A 13,856-nucleotide genomic window follows, 5' to 3' on the forward strand; every position below is an offset into this window, starting at 1 on the left:
AAGCGCTTGTTGACTGCTCGAAAATACGTATGTTCATCGGTAGGCATACCGACATTTCTGTTACCGCTGGTCACACCCGTCCACGTGCGGGTAGTACACGCGATGCTGGACAATCGGGCACGCGGAGTGCGGTATTCCGGGCCCGTGAAACGGGCGATCAGCTAGCAATGGGAGCGGCTCGGCCAGGTAAGGCAATTCGGTCTTTTAGGTCGGCTCATCATTGATCAGGAAGTGCCGCGTCGCCGGAGCCGGCAGCCTGTCCGGGGCGCCGGTGACGGGAGATCTCGGCGCCAGGCGTACGTGCCGTGGGACGCGGTCAGCGGGGGGCCGCCAGGGGCGGCTCCGTGCCGGATCCGGTTGCCGGACGCCCGTCCGGCGTCACTGCGACCGCGCGCACCATCGCGGGGACACCCGTAGCCACAGCGGGACGGCCCGCGCGCCTTCAGAGTGGGGCGCCGGCCCAGCGGCGGCAGATCGTCAGCGTCTGCTCCTCGGTGGGCCTCTCCACCAGCGGCGCGCTTCCCGGCCAGGCCCGCAGCCCGTCCAGCGCGACCTGCAGATAGCGGCGGTAAAGCCCCGGATGGACCTGGACGGAATGCTGCGCCAGGTCCGTCACCAGCCACAGGATCATCACCACGTCGTCGCCCACGACCCCGTCACGCAGGTCTCCCTCGGCCCGCGCCCGGTCGAGCAGGTGCGTCATCACCTCCGCGACGTGCTCGGCGGCGGACCTGCCCAGGTGCCATCCACCGCCGCCCAGCGCCACGTCCCGCAGCCCGAGGTTGTCGACCAGGAGCTCGGTGATGCGTTGCAGGAGGAGTTCGAGGCCGTCCCAGGCCCGCTCGGCCTCGCCCGCCCGCTGCGCGACCTCGGCCAGCTCGCTCAGCGGCTCCTCAAGGGCCGCGTGCATGAGCTCCTCCTTGTCGGCGAACCGCCTGTACACGGTGCCGACGCCGACGCCGGCGTGGTGGGCGACCTCGTTGAAGCCGACGGCGAGGCCGCGTTCGGCGAAGAGTTCCTGAGCGGCGCGCACGATGCGATCGCGGTTGCGCTCGGCGTCCCGGCGCAGGCCCCCACGACGTGCCGGCTCATGGTCGGCAAGGGGTCGCGGCGTCACGCCCTCAGCGTACCTCCAAGCGGATAGGTGGGATCAACATCACAGCCCGCACCCCACCATGAAATGGATGATTGCTATCCACTTCTCAATAGACTGCGAAATCGGATATGTCTCATCCGCTTCTCGACTCCCCCGCGGCAGCCCCGCCTCAGAACCAGAAAGCGAGTCCACGATGGCCGAACTGCTCTACCGGCTGGGCCGGTTCACCGCCCGGCGGGGCTGGTGGGTGATCACCGCGTGGGTCGTCGTGCTCGCCGTCGCCGTCGGAGCCTTCCTGGCCTTCGGCGGGGCCATGAGCTCGACCATGACCATCCCCGGCACGCCCACCGCGCAGGTGACCGACCGGCTCAAGACCGAGTTGCCCGTGGCCAGCGGCGGCACCGGGCAGGTCGTCCTCCGTTCCGGTGACGGCGGCCGGCTCACGGACGACCAGCGCGCGGGCATCAGCGCCGCGCTGCGGAAGGTCGCCGGCCTCGACGGCGTCGACCAGGTCGCCGACCCGTTCACCACCGCCGGCACGCGCGCCGAGCAGGCCAAGAAGGTCACGGACGGCCTGGCCCAGATCGAAAGCGGTCGCGACCGGCTCGACAAGGGTCAGAAGCAGCTCGACCAGGCCCGGTCGCGAACCGAGGCGGCCATCGGGCAGGCCGGCTCCGACCCGCGGCTCAAGGCGGCCCTCGCCCAGCTCGACACGCAGCAGGCCGAGCTCGACAAGCAGAGCGCGACCCTGAAGAAGTCCGAACAGCAACTGCTCGTCGGGCGCAGCCTGCTCACCATGGCGCAGGACATCCGCACCGTCTCCTCGGACGGCTCCACCGCCACCGCGACAGTCGTCTTCGACCTGCCGCAACAGGAGATCACCCCGGAGACCAAGGAAGCCGTCATGGAGACCGTCGGCACGGCACTCCCCGACGGCGTCACCACCGACTACTCCGCCGAGATCGCGCAGGGCGAGGTGCAGCTGGGCGGCGTCGGCGAGGCGATCGGCCTGGTCGTCGCGGCGCTCGTGCTCATCGTCATGACCGGCACCCTCGTGGCCGCCGGGCTGCCGATCCTCAACGCGCTGCTCGGCGTGGGCGTGGCCGTCGCCGGGGCCATGGCCCTGTCCGGCACCATCGAGATGACGTCGGTGACGCCCATCCTGGGCGCCATGCTCGGCCTGGCCGTCGGCATCGACTACTCGCTGTTCATCCTCCACCGCCACCGCCGCCAGCTGCGGACGGGCATGGCCGTCGAGGAATCCGTCGGGCTGGCCAACGGCACCAGCGGCAACGCCGTGGTCTTCGCGGGCAGCACCGTGCTCATCGCGCTGCTGGCACTCAACGTCACCGGCATCCCGTTCCTCGCGCTGATGGGCACCGTCGGCGCCGTCGCCATCGCCGTCGCGGTGCTGCTCACCGTGACCATGACCCCGGCGCTGCTCGGCCTGCTGGGGCACCGGCTGCTTCCCCGGCGTGACAGGAACGCCGCGGCCGGGGACGCCGCGACCCCGGCGGCGCCCGTGCACGTGCGGCCCATGACCGCCGGACGTGCCGTCCTGCGCATCCTGATCGGCGTCGGCGCGCTGGCCGTCATCGCGCTGCCCGCCGCCTCCATGCGCCTCGGCCTGCCGACCGGCGCCTCCGAGGCCGCCGACTCCACGCAGTACCGCGCCTACACCGCCATCACCGAGAAGTTCGGCGCCGGCGCCAACGGGCCCCTGATCGTCGTCGCCGACCTCGGCCGCGGCGTGACCGGGGACGACCTCGCCCCGGCGCAGGCCGACCTCGGCAAGCAGCTCATGGACATCCGCGGCGTGACCGCGGTCGCCCCCATCGGCGCCAACGAGAAGGGCACCGTCCTGGTCTTCCAGGTCGTGCCGACCGGCGGGCCGACCTCGGAATCGACCGAGGACCTCGTCCACGACCTGCGTGGCCGCGCCCTCGACCTCGGGTCCGGCCGCGTCTCCCTGTCCGTGGCGGGCAGCGCCAGCGCCAACATCGACATCTCCGGGAAACTCGCCGACGCCCTGCCGACCTACCTCGCGGTCGTCGTCGGGCTGTCGCTGCTCATCCTGATCGTCGTGTTCCGCTCCATCCTGGTGCCCCTGATCGCCACAGCTGGCTTCGTCCTGTCGCTGTTCGCGGCGCTCGGCGGCGTCACGGCCGTCTACCAGTGGGGGTGGCTCGGCGCCGTCTTCGGCGTCACCGACCCCGCGCCGATCCTCAACTTCCTGCCGACCCTGCTGGTGGGCATCCTGTTCGGGCTGGCCATGGACTACCAGCTCTTCCTCACCTCAGGGATGCGGGAGGCCTACGCGCACGGCGCTCCCGCCCGGCAGGCGGTCACCGAGGGGGTGCGGGCGGGCAGGGCCGTCGTCACCGCCGCCGCGGTCATCATGATCTCGGTCTTCGGCGGGTTCATGTTCTCGCACATGACGATGATCCGCCCGGTCGGCTTCGCCCTGGCCTTCGGCGTGCTCGTCGACGCCTTCGTCGTACGGATGCTGATCATCCCGGCGGTCATGCACCTGGCGGGCGACAAGGCGTGGTGGCTTCCCCGGTGGCTCGACCGGCTCCTTCCCGACGTGGACGTCGAGGGCGCGAAGCTGGAACGTCACCACCAGGCCGCTCCGCGACCGGTCCGCGAGCCGGCCGCCCGCTGACGACAGCCCCGCAGGACGCAGGCCGTGGGCGACCGCCGGTTCTCCCGGCCGGCCGCCTACGGCAGGGAAGGTGGCCTCGGGGTCGCGTACGTCGGCGTCGACCGAGATCGGGGAACATCCGCAGCAGCGCGTCAGGGGCCGGCGTTCATGGCCCGAGCGTAGGCGATCACGTCATGGACGCAAGCCCGCCCCGGCCACCAGGTCGAGCACGGCCCTGACCGCCGGCGTCACGGTGCGGACGAGCGCGTGCGTCGTACGGGTGATCTCCACCGTGGACACCGGCCGCAGCACGACGCCCTCGGGAATGCCCACCACCCTGGCGACCAGCTCGGGGACGAGACTCACCCCCAGCCCCTCGCGGACCATGCGCAGCACGAGCGCGTAGTCGTCGGCCGTGTGGATCACGTTCGGGCGGAAGCCCGACAGGGCGCAGGCGCGGTGCAACATCTCGTGGTCGCTGGTGCCCCGGGAGCCGGCGATCCACGGTTCCTCGCGCAGCGCCCGCAGGTCCACCTCACCGTCCGCCGCCGGATGCTCGCCGTCCGCCGCCGGATGATCGGCGGGATGATCGGCCGGGTGATCGGCCGGGTGATCGGCCGGGAGCGCCACCAGGATCGGCTCGGTGGCGAGAACGCGGCGGGAGACGCGGGCCGGCGGCTCCTCGGGGATCAGGTTGTAGGTGAAGGCGATCGCCAGGTCGCAACCACCGCCACGCAGCGCCTCGACGGCCTCGCGGGGCTCCAGCTCGTACACGATCACGTGCAGCTCCGGGTGGCGGACCCGCGCCGCGGCGATCGCGGGCAGCAGGCGGTCGGCGGCGGCCGTGGCGAAACACGCCACCCTGACCGGCCCGCGGGGCGTCGAGGCCGAGCGCAGGTCCTCCTCGGCCGCGTCCAGGGCGTCCAGGACGACGCGCGCGTGCCGTACGAGACGCCGCCCCTCGGCGGTCAGGCGCACCCGCCGCCCGGCCCGCTCGAACAGCGGCACCCCGGCCTCCCGCTCCAGCACGGCGAGCTGCTGCGAGACGGCGGACGAGGTCAGGCCGCAGACCTCGGCCACGGCCGTCATCGTGCCGTGCTCGGCGAACTCGCGGAGCAGGCGCAATCTTGCGGGATCCAACATCAAGCAGATCTTACAGATCAGTGCAGCATCACTAAGTGGACGTTGCCGATCCAGCCGGGCGAGACTGGCGGCCCAGCACCGTCACCTCGGGAGGAAGAAGCATGCTGACCGTCGTCGAGGTCCCGCAGTGGCAGGGGTCGTCGTCGCCCACCGCGCCCAGGCTGGCCGAAGGCGCCGCCAGACTGGCCGCGATGCTCCCGGCGGCCGGGCGGCACGTGCGCGTGGAGACCGGCGCGACCCTCGCCGAGACCGCCGAGCGGGTGCGGCGGGCGTTGCCCGGTGACGGGTTCGTGGTCACGGTCGGGGGTGACTGCGGCGTCGAGCTCGAACCGGTCACCGCCGCGCTGCGCCGCCACGGCGACCGCCTGCACGTCGCCTGGTTCGACGCCCACGGCGACATGAACACCCCTGAGACGTCCCCGTCCGGCGCCTTCCACGGCATGATCCTCCGGACGCTGCAGGGAGAGGGCCCGGCCGACCTCCTGCGGTCCCCCACCCTGCGCCCCGGCCGGATCGCACTGGCGGGCACCCGCGCGCTCGACCCGGCCGAAGCCGACCACGTCCGGCGGACCGGCATCGGCGGCCTCGACACCATCGCCCCCGACGCGGTCGTCTACGTGCACGTGGACCTCGACGTCCTGGACGGCATCACCTCGGTCGGCTACCCCGAGCCCGGCGGCCTGTCCGCGGACGCGCTGGTCGAGGCCGTCGCCGCGCTGGCGGCCCGGCACGAGATCGCCGGGCTGGGCATCACCGAATACGCCCCCGCCGCCCCGCACGACGAGGAGATGCTGCGGCGGCTGGTCCCCGAGCTCGTCCGCCTGTGCGCCGCCTCCCGTCCCTGGCAGATCGAACGGCGCGCCGCCCGCGCCTGGCCGGCCACGCACGTCGAGGAGCGCGGCGGCTGGCTCCTGCGCCACAGCCCTGGCCTGTCCCGCAGGCGTTCCAACTCGGCGCTCCCGCTGCCCGGCGCGGCCCCCTCCGTCCCGGCGGCCGAAGCCTTCTACGCCGCACGGGCGGTGCCCACGACCGTCCAGGTGAGTCCCCTGGAACAGCTCGGCGAGCTCGACGCCCTCCTGGCGGCCCGCGGTTACGCCTCGCAGGCCGCCACCCTCGTCCTCACCGCCACCGCACAGGACGTGATCGCCGCCCGTCCGGGCGGAGCCGGACGGGTGGCGGACCGGGCGCGCTGGGCGGAGCTGTTGGAGGCGGTGACCGGCGACACCTCCGGCATGGAGACCATCGACCGCATCCAACCCGAGGCGATGCTGCTGGCCAGGGACACCGCCGGGCTCGCGCTGGCGGTCTCCGAGGACGGCTGGACCGGGCTCTTCTGCATGGCCACCCACCCCGACCACCGCCGCAAGGGCGTCGCGAGGAGCGTCCTGGGCGAAGCCGCCCGCTGGTCGTGGGAGCGGGGCGCGTCGCGGCTCTACCTCCAGGTCGAGGAGGACAACCTGCCTGCCCGGGCGCTGTACGAGAGCCAGGGGTTCACACTGTCGCACCGCTACCACTACCGCCTGCGAGCGTGACCGTCGCCGCCTCGCGGTGCTGGTCAGGAGGAGACCGCGGTCTGGGTACGGTCGGCCGGTTCGCGCAGGGCCGCCAGCCAGCCGGTGAGGCGGCTCAGGAAGGTGGTGGCCGTGGGCAGGCGCGCGTCCTCGGCGAAGAGCACGGCCGAGTGGAAGGCATGCGGCATCCCTTCGTAGACATCGAGGTTCACCGGCACTCCCGCGGCGGAGGCGGCCTCGGCGAAGCGGTGCGCGTCCTGGAGGAGGATCTCGTCGCCGCCGACCGCGAGCAGGAGGGGCGGCAGGCCACGCAGGTCTCCGTAGATCGGCGACTGGGGCGCCCGGTCCGGGCGCGCCCCGGCCAGGTACTGGGCGGCGATCGGCTCCATCATGGACGGGTCGATCGAGTCCCGCGCCCCGCCCACCGGTTTCGCCGCCAGGTCGGTGACCGGGGAGACGGGGACGGCTCCGCCAGGCATGGGATCCCCCGCCTCGCCGAGCCTCAGCAGCGCCGACAGCACCAGCGTTCCGCCGGCCGACTCGCCCACGAGCAGGATCCGCCCGGCGGGCACCCCCTGTCCGAGCAGGCTCCGGTGGACGGCCAGCACGTCCTCCACCGCCGCGGGGTAGGGGTGCGCGGGCGCCAGCCGGTAGTCCACGGCGAAGGCCGGCCGGCCGGTGGCCTCGGACAGGCGGTGGGCCATGATGCGCTCCATCGGCGGGTTGCCGAAGGAGAAGCCGCCGCCGTGCACGTAGACGACCACGCCTTCTTCGGCGCGGGCGCCGACGGCGCTGACCCAGGTTCCGGGGACGCCGCCGGTGTCCGGCAGGACCGGGCGCAGGTCGGCGTCGCCGTCGAGGACGGGCGGGTCGGAGAAGACCTGACGCATCTGTGCGCGCACGGCGTCGGGCTCCCGCGGCGAAGCGGGAATGCGGGTGATGATCGACAACAGAGAAGTCCTTTCGACACGTGACGGATGGTCCCTCGCAGCCGCGCGCGCTCCGCCGGGCGGGGAGCCACGAACGTCGACGCGCAGGAAGGTCTCGTCGAGCCACAGGCGGTACGACGGGACGGAAAGGCCGCGATCAGAGCGGTCCCAGAAGGTCAGGCGGATCGGCGTCGAGGTCCAGCGTTGCCAGGACGCCCAGGAGTTGGCGCTCCTCGTACTGGAAGTGGGACTCCATGATCGCGGAGAGCCCGTCCAGGTGCATGGCCAGCGCGCTCGGCGTGGCGTGCGAGGCGATCGCCTGGTCCAACCGCCCGAGCAGCATCGCGATCAGCTCGTGGTCCTGCTGGAGCTTGGCGATCGTGGGCCGCAGGGAGGGATGACGCTGGGACAGCTCGGGGAAGAGCCCGACGTCCTCGCGCACATGATGCCCGTCGAGGGCGGCACAGAATCCCTTGCAGTACAGCAGGAGGTCTGCCCGCGCCGAGGTCGTGTCCCCGGTCCGCAGGGACTCACGCGCGAGGCGCAGTGCTTCGCGCAGGCGGCGATGGGCCGCCCGCAGTTCAAGGTGCCAGGCTGTGAGCCTGTTCTTCTCGCTCTCACCCACGGGTGAGGAACGGGGAAAGGGTCATCATGACCACCTTCCGGATCCGACGCCTCCATGCCTGACGCTGTCCGCCACCGGCACGCGACGCTGCCGGAACTCTAGACCGACAACCCCCGCAAGACCAACTCGGGCCGGCCGGCCTCGATTCGTCACCGTGGTCCCGCCACAGTCCCGGGTGCTCGGTGGCGCGTCTCTATACCCCCTCCCATGGCGGCGGCGGCTGCCGGGATGTTGACGTAGTCGCGCAGATGGGTGATCTGTCCCTTGCGTACGGTGAGCACAACGAGGTTGGGCAGCGCGAACGCGCCGGTGGTCACGCTGGTCCCGTGGGCTTCCTGCTCGACGACGATCGTTCCTGGATCGCCGGTGTCGTGGACGGCGAGGGTGCGGTAACGCTCGTACTGCAGCGGGTAGTCCTTCCACCCCGCGGTTATCCAGTTCACGATCTCGTCCCTGCCCTCAAGCCGGGACGGCAGCCCCGGGAGGGTGAACGGGAACTCGTGGACCGCGTCGAGGGCGTAGACGCGCCTCATCTCGTCGGCGGACCGGCTGATGGCGGCCTGGCGGTAACGCTCCAGGACCTCACGTGGACCAGCTTCTCGCTCGCCCAGTGGCGCTCGCCTGGCGGTCACCTTGCGGTAGCTGATCTTCCAGCCGTCGGGCTGGCGCGCGACGATGTCGTCGTAGACGACACTGCCGGTTGTTCCGTCGGCCTTGACGCCGATCCCCTTGGACCGGACCCGCGCCGAGCGATCGTCGATCTGAGTGATCACGATGTTGGTGACGTGATGGCCGACCGGGTTGGCGTCGCCCAACGCGAGCGCGGCCTCACGGATGGCCGCGGTCCCGCGCAAGGCGCCGAGGCCGAAGTCGTCCACGTCATAGGTGACATCCGAGGTGAACAGCTCGCCCATACGGTCCAGCCTGCCGGCGTCCGTGAGGTGGCCGTGGAGATTGATCAGGTCGGTGATGTCGATTCGGTCTTGTTCCGTCAGCGCCATCGGGGGCGGCCCTCCGTGCTTCGAGTGAGTCACGCCAGTAAGGTGAGGCATGGTCCGGTTAGATGGGTCACGGTAACGGACTGTGTCCCCGGTTAGCAACGGAGATGTGCGAATGGTGTCGGCAGGCCACGATCCGCGGTCGGCCGCCGGCCGTCCGAGACGCGCGGACGCCCGGCGCAACTACGAGCGGCTGGTCCAGCAGGCGAAGATCGCGTTCGCCGAGTTCGGCGTGGACGCCTCGCTGGACGAGATCGCCCGGCGGGCAGGGGTGGCCAGCGGGACGCTGTACCGGCATTTCCCCACCCGGCTGGATCTCATCGAGGCGGTACTGTCCGAGCGGATAGCCGAGCTGGTCGACCTCGGCGACCGGTTGCTGACGGCCGAGGACGCGTTCGACGCGCTGTCCACCTGGTTGCGCGCCGCGCTCGGGCACGGCCTGACCTATCGCGGCCTGTCGGCCGCCGTGATGGACTCGGCGCTCGATCACGACGACGGCCCGGTGTCGACCTGGCATGCGCGGATGTTCGAGGCGGGAGCCGCGTTGCTGGCCAGGGCGCGGCAGACGGGGGTGATCGTCTCCGACGCGGACGACGCGGACGTACTGAAGATGATCGGCGCCATCGCCTGGGCCGCCCAGGGCACCCCCGACAGCTCGGCTCAGGCCGACCGCCTGCTCGCCCTCCTCCTGAACGGGCTTCGTCACGGCGGCGCCCAGGGATGACCTGGCCATACGCGCCACGGCAGCCCTGTCGCCGGTGGCGCGCCGGCCGGCGGAACCGTCGCACGCCACCACGCGAGGAGCGGGATACAGGCACGGATGTCCGGAAGCGGACGGGGTGCGGCTAGTGACTCGGCCATCGAGTCGGCGGATGCTGGGGAAGCCGCGGCGCAAGGACGATCAAGGTCCTCGCAGCATGGGACACCCCACCCGAGCGGCATATTCCCTTCTCGGACAAGGAAGGCGATCATGGCGTTGAAAGCAGCCGATCTGGCAGCACTCGGTGACACGCCGATCACGATCCAGTCTGCGGCCTTTCCCAAGGTCCATCTGCGTGTGGACGGCTCCACGGTGACCGCCTTCACCGACCCGGGCGGCGGGAAGGTCAACGGCCAGTACGGCCCCCCGAGCGCATGGGAGAGCTACCGGGTCCACCGCCAGCCCGACGGTTCGGTGGCGCTGGAATCGGTCGCCTTCCCCAAGGTGTACGTGCGGATGGACGGCTCGGCCGTGACCGCCCCCACCGATCCCGGCAGCGGTACGGTCAACTGCCAGTACGGCGCCGGGCTGTACGAGAAGTTCTACGTCCGCGACCAGACCGACGGCTCGGTCGCGCTGGAGTCGGCCACCTTCCCCAAGGTCTACCTGCGCATGGACGGCTCGGCCGTGACCTCCAACACCGGCTCCGGCGGCGGGACGGTCAACTGCCAGTACGGCGGCGCCGGACCGTACGAGAAGTTCTTCCTGGCCCTGGGCGACCAGCGACTCGACTTCGCGATGCAGCACCAGCAGCAGACCCAGTGGTGCTGGTCGGCCACCTCGGTCAGCGTCGCGGCCTTCTACGACCCGGCCACCGCGTGGACCCAGTGTTCGCTGGTCAACGCCGAGCGCGGCCTCAACACCTGCTGCGGCCCGGCCGCCTCCGACGCCAACAGCTGCAACCAGCCGTGGTTCGTGAACACGGCGCTGACCCGGGTCGGGCATCTGCGCGACACCCCGGCGGGCGCGCTGAGCCTCGACCAGATCCGCGCCGAACTGCTGGCGTCCAGCCCGATCGGGGTACGCATCGGATGGGCCGGCGGCGGCGGCCACGCCGTGGTCGTGAAGGGACGCTTCCACGACGCGGCCGGGGTCGAGTACGTCAGCGTGGCCGACCCCTGGGCCGGCGACTCCGACGTGCCCTATGACACCTTCCGCAACAACTACCAGGGGTCGGGAACCTGGACCCACACCTACCGGACCCAGCGGTAAGGAGAAAGCCGATGCCACTGCACATGCCCGCTCCCCCGTCCGACGTCCCGGAGACGGTCCAGACCAAGCTCCGGACGCTCGCCGACGACTCCAGGTTCTCCACCAAGGCGTTGCGCCTGGCCGAACGCGACCAGATCGGGATATCCATCCCGCACCAGGTCTTCACGCTCGGGCTCGACGAGATCGAGTCCGGCGCCGGCCTGGCCGCGGCCCGGCCGGTGGGCTGGCGTTATCTGGTCACGGCCAACGGGAACGTGATCGCCAGCGCCGAGATCACGCAGGGCCCGGACGGCACCCCGCAGCCGGCGCACTTCACCGAGGGCGTGTTCGTGGGGGCGACCGCCACCGCCGTACAGGCCGCCCGGGCGCTGCCGCAACTGCAGACGGCCGCCTTCGAGCTGCGGCTGCTGCGCATCCCCGCGCTGTACCTGATGGCGCTGTGGCTGCACTCGCCGGCCGCCGACCTGCTGGTGCCGCTGGCCCCCTCACCCGTCGGCAGGGAGGGCCAGATCGTGCCGCCCGCGCAACTCTTCGGCGAACTCGCCCGGCAGGCCCGGGCCCGCTCGGCGGCCACTCCCCACCGGCCCGACGCCGCCGAACCGCCCACTCCCTGAGATTCCTCCGAGGAGCATCGGAGACCGCAGGTGCGGGGAAGCACGGCCCCCCGGCCCGATCCTCGGGCCGGGGGGCCGTGCGCGTTTCACGAGGTCACGCGTAGAGGAAGTAGTAGAGGTACCGGCTCTCCCACTCGCATGAATAGTCGTCCCACCAGCTCTGGATGATGCCGTAGGTTCCGGTCCGCTCGCACTCCGAGTGCTCCCTGAAGACGCCGGCCAATCTTTCGGCGTGCGCGGGGGCGGCGCCGATCGTCAGCGTCACTCCAAGGACCATGACGGCTGAGACGAGAACAGCGCGCGCCTTTCGCATTCGTCCTCCTGCGACTGGGGAGATCATGACGGAGGACATTATCACTCGGCGCGCCGCGAAAGATTGTCCCGCCGGAATCAGTCCCGGCGGACATGAAACTTTCATCGGCGTCGCCGCGGAACGGCGTACGGAGCCGAGGCCGCCGTCAATTCCGGACCGGACGGTGAGAGACCTCGTGGGGGCGTATCCGACCGCCTGTGCAGGCCATGGATAACCTGAGGCCGTCTCCGCGCGACCTCGGCTTCTCGGCGACCGTCACCGGGACGAACGCCATTCCCGCCCAGTTCACACTCAACAACATCGCCTGCACGAGAGTGCCCGCCTGAGACGACGCGCGCCGGGGCGGGACCGAATGGCGACGGCCCGGCGCGGGTCTCCCGTCCCGCGGATTCACCGAATTGCATTCGGCGAATCCGTGACGTGAATCGGAAAGGCGCATTTCCTGAATGCGCCACGTTCCGTCGGTCCACGGTCACGGAAGGTCGCGGATCGCGATATTGCTTTATCCGACGGGCCACCCCTATCCTTACCCGGGACGGCCCGCCGGCTCATTTCGCGTTGTTTTCGCCGTCCAGCCGGGCCGCGTTATTCCCGGGCCCGCATTGAATCGGATAAGCCGCCTTGCCGCGCCGAAGGCCGTTGTCCGGGATTCGTCGATGAGTTAGGGGACGTGACGTCCTGGCCACCGAGATCCGGCAGGGCTGCAACGGGATGTTCATCGCCCTGGAACTCGCGGCCGGCCACCTGGACGCCGCTCCCGGCCGGCGGGTCGCCCTGCTGGTCTCCGCCGACAACTACGGCACCCCGCTGATGGACCGGTGGCGGATGGGCCCCGGCTACATCGGCGGGGACGCCGCCGGCGCGCTCGTGCTCTCCAAGGACGGCGGGTTCGCGCGCCTGATGTCGGTGTGCACGACGACGGTGGCCGAGGCCGAGGAGCTGCACCGGGGCAGCGAGCCCCTGTTCCCCCCGGGTGTCACGGTCGGGCGCCGGATGAGCTTCGCGGCCCGCAACGAGCAGTTCCGGCAGCAGGTCATGCCCAGGGGCGAGGCCACCGCGGCGTTGTTCAACATCCAGCGGGCGCTCATGGAGATCGTCGAGCGCGTGCTGGACGAGAGCGGGATCGAGGCCCGCGACCTCACCCGCGTGGCGTTCATGAACTACTCCGAAGAGATCGTCGAACAGCGGTGCATGGCCCTGCTCGACCTGCCCATGTCCCGCTCGACCTGGGACTACGGCCGGACCATCGGCCACTGCGGGGCCAGTGACCAGGTGCTCTCCCTCGACCACCTGCTCATGACCGGGCAACTGGGCCCCGGCGATCACCTGCTGATGCTCGGCACCGGGCCGGGAGTGACCGTCTCCGGCGCCGTGATCAGGATCATCGAAACTCCTCAATGGGTCTGACATCGAAGGGAAACGAACACAGATGGTCGACACTCCGCGCGGAGCCCGGGTGGAACCAGTCGCGGTGGTCGGGATCGGATGCCGTCTTCCCGGCGACGTCCACTCGCCGGACGAGTTCTGGGACCTGTTGTGCGCCGGACGGAACACGACCCGGCCGCTGCCCGCCGAACGCTGGCGCCAGGTACGAGACCCGCAGCCCCGAACACGCCGCCGCGCTGCGCGACGCCGTACGTCACGGCAGCTTCCTGAGCGACAGGCGAGCGCCTGCTGGCCTGGCTGGAGTCGGCGCAGGAGGAACTGCGGGCCCTCACCGGCGTCGGCGAGGGGCCGTCGGGCCGCGTGCGCGTGACCGTCGACGCGGACGGCCGCGTCCTCGACGTCCGCTACGACCAGCGCGCCCTGCGGCTGGGCGGCCAGGACCTGGCCGAGGAGACGCTCACGGCGGTGCGGGCCGCGGTCGCCGACCTCCGGCGGCGCACCGACGACCTCATGCGCGACGCAGTCCCCGGCTACGACCCGCTCCGGACGCAGGACGAGCTGGAACGGCTGCTCGGCGCCGCGCGGTGGTGAGCGGGACGGGAGCCTCCCCGTCCTGAGGGAGGCG

Annotated in this window: 14 protein-coding genes; 8 read left to right on the forward strand and 6 right to left on the reverse strand. The window is 71.3% G+C overall.

The genetic code is table 11. From position 1 onward, the window contains the following. Window positions 1-442: 442 nt before the first annotated feature. Window positions 443-1,117, reverse strand: coding sequence for a TetR/AcrR family transcriptional regulator (locus ACIHAD_RS39350; protein WP_397359865.1), 675 nt, complete (start codon window positions 1,115-1,117; stop codon window positions 443-445). A gap of 172 nt (window positions 1,118-1,289) precedes the next feature. Here ACIHAD_RS39350 and ACIHAD_RS39355 point away from each other — a divergent pair, with 172 nt between their 5' ends. Beyond that, the gene (locus ACIHAD_RS39355; protein ID WP_397359867.1) at window positions 1,290-3,761 is read left to right on the forward strand and encodes an MMPL family transporter; all 2,472 of its coding nucleotides are present in this window, start codon (window positions 1,290-1,292) and stop codon (window positions 3,759-3,761) included. 171 nt (window positions 3,762-3,932) lie between these two features. Here the strand turns inward: ACIHAD_RS39355 and ACIHAD_RS39360 are convergent, their stop codons facing one another. After that, entirely contained in the window at window positions 3,933-4,883 is a 951-nt protein-coding gene (locus tag ACIHAD_RS39360) for a LysR family transcriptional regulator (protein WP_397359868.1), read from the reverse strand. Window positions 4,884-4,984: 101 nt separating this feature from the next. Here ACIHAD_RS39360 and ACIHAD_RS39365 point away from each other — a divergent pair, with 101 nt between their 5' ends. After that, window positions 4,985-6,415 (forward strand): GNAT family N-acetyltransferase, encoded by a 1,431-nt coding sequence (locus ACIHAD_RS39365; RefSeq protein WP_397359869.1) that lies wholly within the window; start codon window positions 4,985-4,987, stop codon window positions 6,413-6,415. 23 nt (window positions 6,416-6,438) lie between these two features. Here ACIHAD_RS39365 and ACIHAD_RS39370 read toward each other — a convergent pair whose 3' ends face one another. From ACIHAD_RS39370 to ACIHAD_RS39380, 3 genes are all read right to left on the reverse strand, one after another. After that, window positions 6,439-7,344: an alpha/beta hydrolase gene (locus ACIHAD_RS39370; protein WP_397359870.1), complete on the reverse strand. Its 906-nt coding sequence runs from the start codon at window positions 7,342-7,344 to the stop codon at window positions 6,439-6,441. A gap of 136 nt (window positions 7,345-7,480) precedes the next feature. Continuing rightward, a complete protein-coding gene (locus ACIHAD_RS39375; protein WP_397359871.1) occupies window positions 7,481-7,948 on the reverse strand; it encodes a hemerythrin domain-containing protein in 468 nt (155 codons plus the stop codon). A gap of 149 nt (window positions 7,949-8,097) precedes the next feature. Beyond that, complete coding sequence (locus ACIHAD_RS39380; RefSeq protein ID WP_397359873.1) at window positions 8,098-8,982, reverse strand: nuclear transport factor 2 family protein; 885 nt, start codon at window positions 8,980-8,982, stop codon at window positions 8,098-8,100. Window positions 8,983-9,061: 79 nt separating this feature from the next. Here ACIHAD_RS39380 and ACIHAD_RS39385 point away from each other — a divergent pair, with 79 nt between their 5' ends. The 3 genes from ACIHAD_RS39385 (at window position 9,062) to ACIHAD_RS39395 (ending at window position 11,532) form a co-directional block, all read left to right on the forward strand. Then, window positions 9,062-9,670, forward strand: a complete 609-nt coding sequence (locus tag ACIHAD_RS39385) for a TetR/AcrR family transcriptional regulator (protein ID WP_397359874.1) — start codon at window positions 9,062-9,064, stop codon at window positions 9,668-9,670. Window positions 9,671-9,916: 246 nt separating this feature from the next. Then, entirely contained in the window at window positions 9,917-10,918 is a 1,002-nt protein-coding gene (locus ACIHAD_RS39390; protein ID WP_397359875.1) for a papain-like cysteine protease family protein, read from the forward strand. Between the two features lie 11 nt (window positions 10,919-10,929). Then, entirely contained in the window at window positions 10,930-11,532 is a 603-nt protein-coding gene (locus tag ACIHAD_RS39395) for a hypothetical protein (RefSeq protein WP_397359876.1), read from the forward strand. 94 nt (window positions 11,533-11,626) lie between these two features. Here the strand turns inward: ACIHAD_RS39395 and ACIHAD_RS39400 are convergent, their stop codons facing one another. Then, window positions 11,627-11,797 carry a hypothetical protein gene (locus ACIHAD_RS39400; RefSeq protein WP_397359877.1) on the reverse strand — a complete coding sequence of 57 codons (171 nt, stop codon included), beginning with the start codon at window positions 11,795-11,797 and terminating at the stop codon, window positions 11,627-11,629. A gap of 738 nt (window positions 11,798-12,535) precedes the next feature. Between ACIHAD_RS39400 and ACIHAD_RS39405 the strand changes: the two genes are divergently transcribed. The 3 genes from ACIHAD_RS39405 to ACIHAD_RS39415 are packed head-to-tail and all read left to right on the forward strand — an operon-like array spanning window position 12,536 to window position 13,822. Next, entirely contained in the window at window positions 12,536-13,252 is a 717-nt protein-coding gene (locus ACIHAD_RS39405) for a ketoacyl-ACP synthase III family protein (protein WP_397359992.1), read from the forward strand. 22 nt (window positions 13,253-13,274) lie between these two features. Further along, on the forward strand, window positions 13,275-13,601 hold the full coding sequence (locus ACIHAD_RS39410; protein ID WP_397359878.1) for a beta-ketoacyl synthase N-terminal-like domain-containing protein: 327 nt from the start codon (window positions 13,275-13,277) through the stop codon (window positions 13,599-13,601). Continuing rightward, window positions 13,529-13,822, forward strand: coding sequence for a YbaB/EbfC family nucleoid-associated protein (locus ACIHAD_RS39415; protein ID WP_397359993.1), 294 nt, complete (start codon window positions 13,529-13,531; stop codon window positions 13,820-13,822). Before ACIHAD_RS39410 ends, ACIHAD_RS39415 begins: the two co-directional genes overlap by 73 nt. The last annotated feature ends 34 nt before the right edge of the window (window positions 13,823-13,856 follow it).

This window comes from Nonomuraea sp. NPDC052265 (assembly GCF_044547985.1).
GTDB lineage: Bacteria > Actinomycetota > Actinomycetes > Streptosporangiales > Streptosporangiaceae > Nonomuraea.

Excerpts from the sequence above, each read along its gene's own strand:
- ACIHAD_RS39355 (WP_397359867.1), top strand. The coding sequence starts at position 1,290 with ATGGCCGAACTGCTCTACCGGCTGGGCCGGTTCACCGCCCGGCGGGGC.
- ACIHAD_RS39360 (WP_397359868.1), bottom strand. The coding sequence starts at position 4,883 with ATGTTGGATCCCGCAAGATTGCGCCTGCTCCGCGAGTTCGCCGAGCAC.
- ACIHAD_RS39365 (WP_397359869.1), top strand. The coding sequence starts at position 4,985 with ATGCTGACCGTCGTCGAGGTCCCGCAGTGGCAGGGGTCGTCGTCGCCC.
- ACIHAD_RS39385 (WP_397359874.1), top strand. The coding sequence starts at position 9,062 with ATGGTGTCGGCAGGCCACGATCCGCGGTCGGCCGCCGGCCGTCCGAGA.
- ACIHAD_RS39390 (WP_397359875.1), top strand. The coding sequence starts at position 9,917 with ATGGCGTTGAAAGCAGCCGATCTGGCAGCACTCGGTGACACGCCGATC.
- ACIHAD_RS39395 (WP_397359876.1), top strand. The coding sequence starts at position 10,930 with ATGCCACTGCACATGCCCGCTCCCCCGTCCGACGTCCCGGAGACGGTC.
- ACIHAD_RS39410 (WP_397359878.1), top strand. The coding sequence starts at position 13,275 with ATGGTCGACACTCCGCGCGGAGCCCGGGTGGAACCAGTCGCGGTGGTC.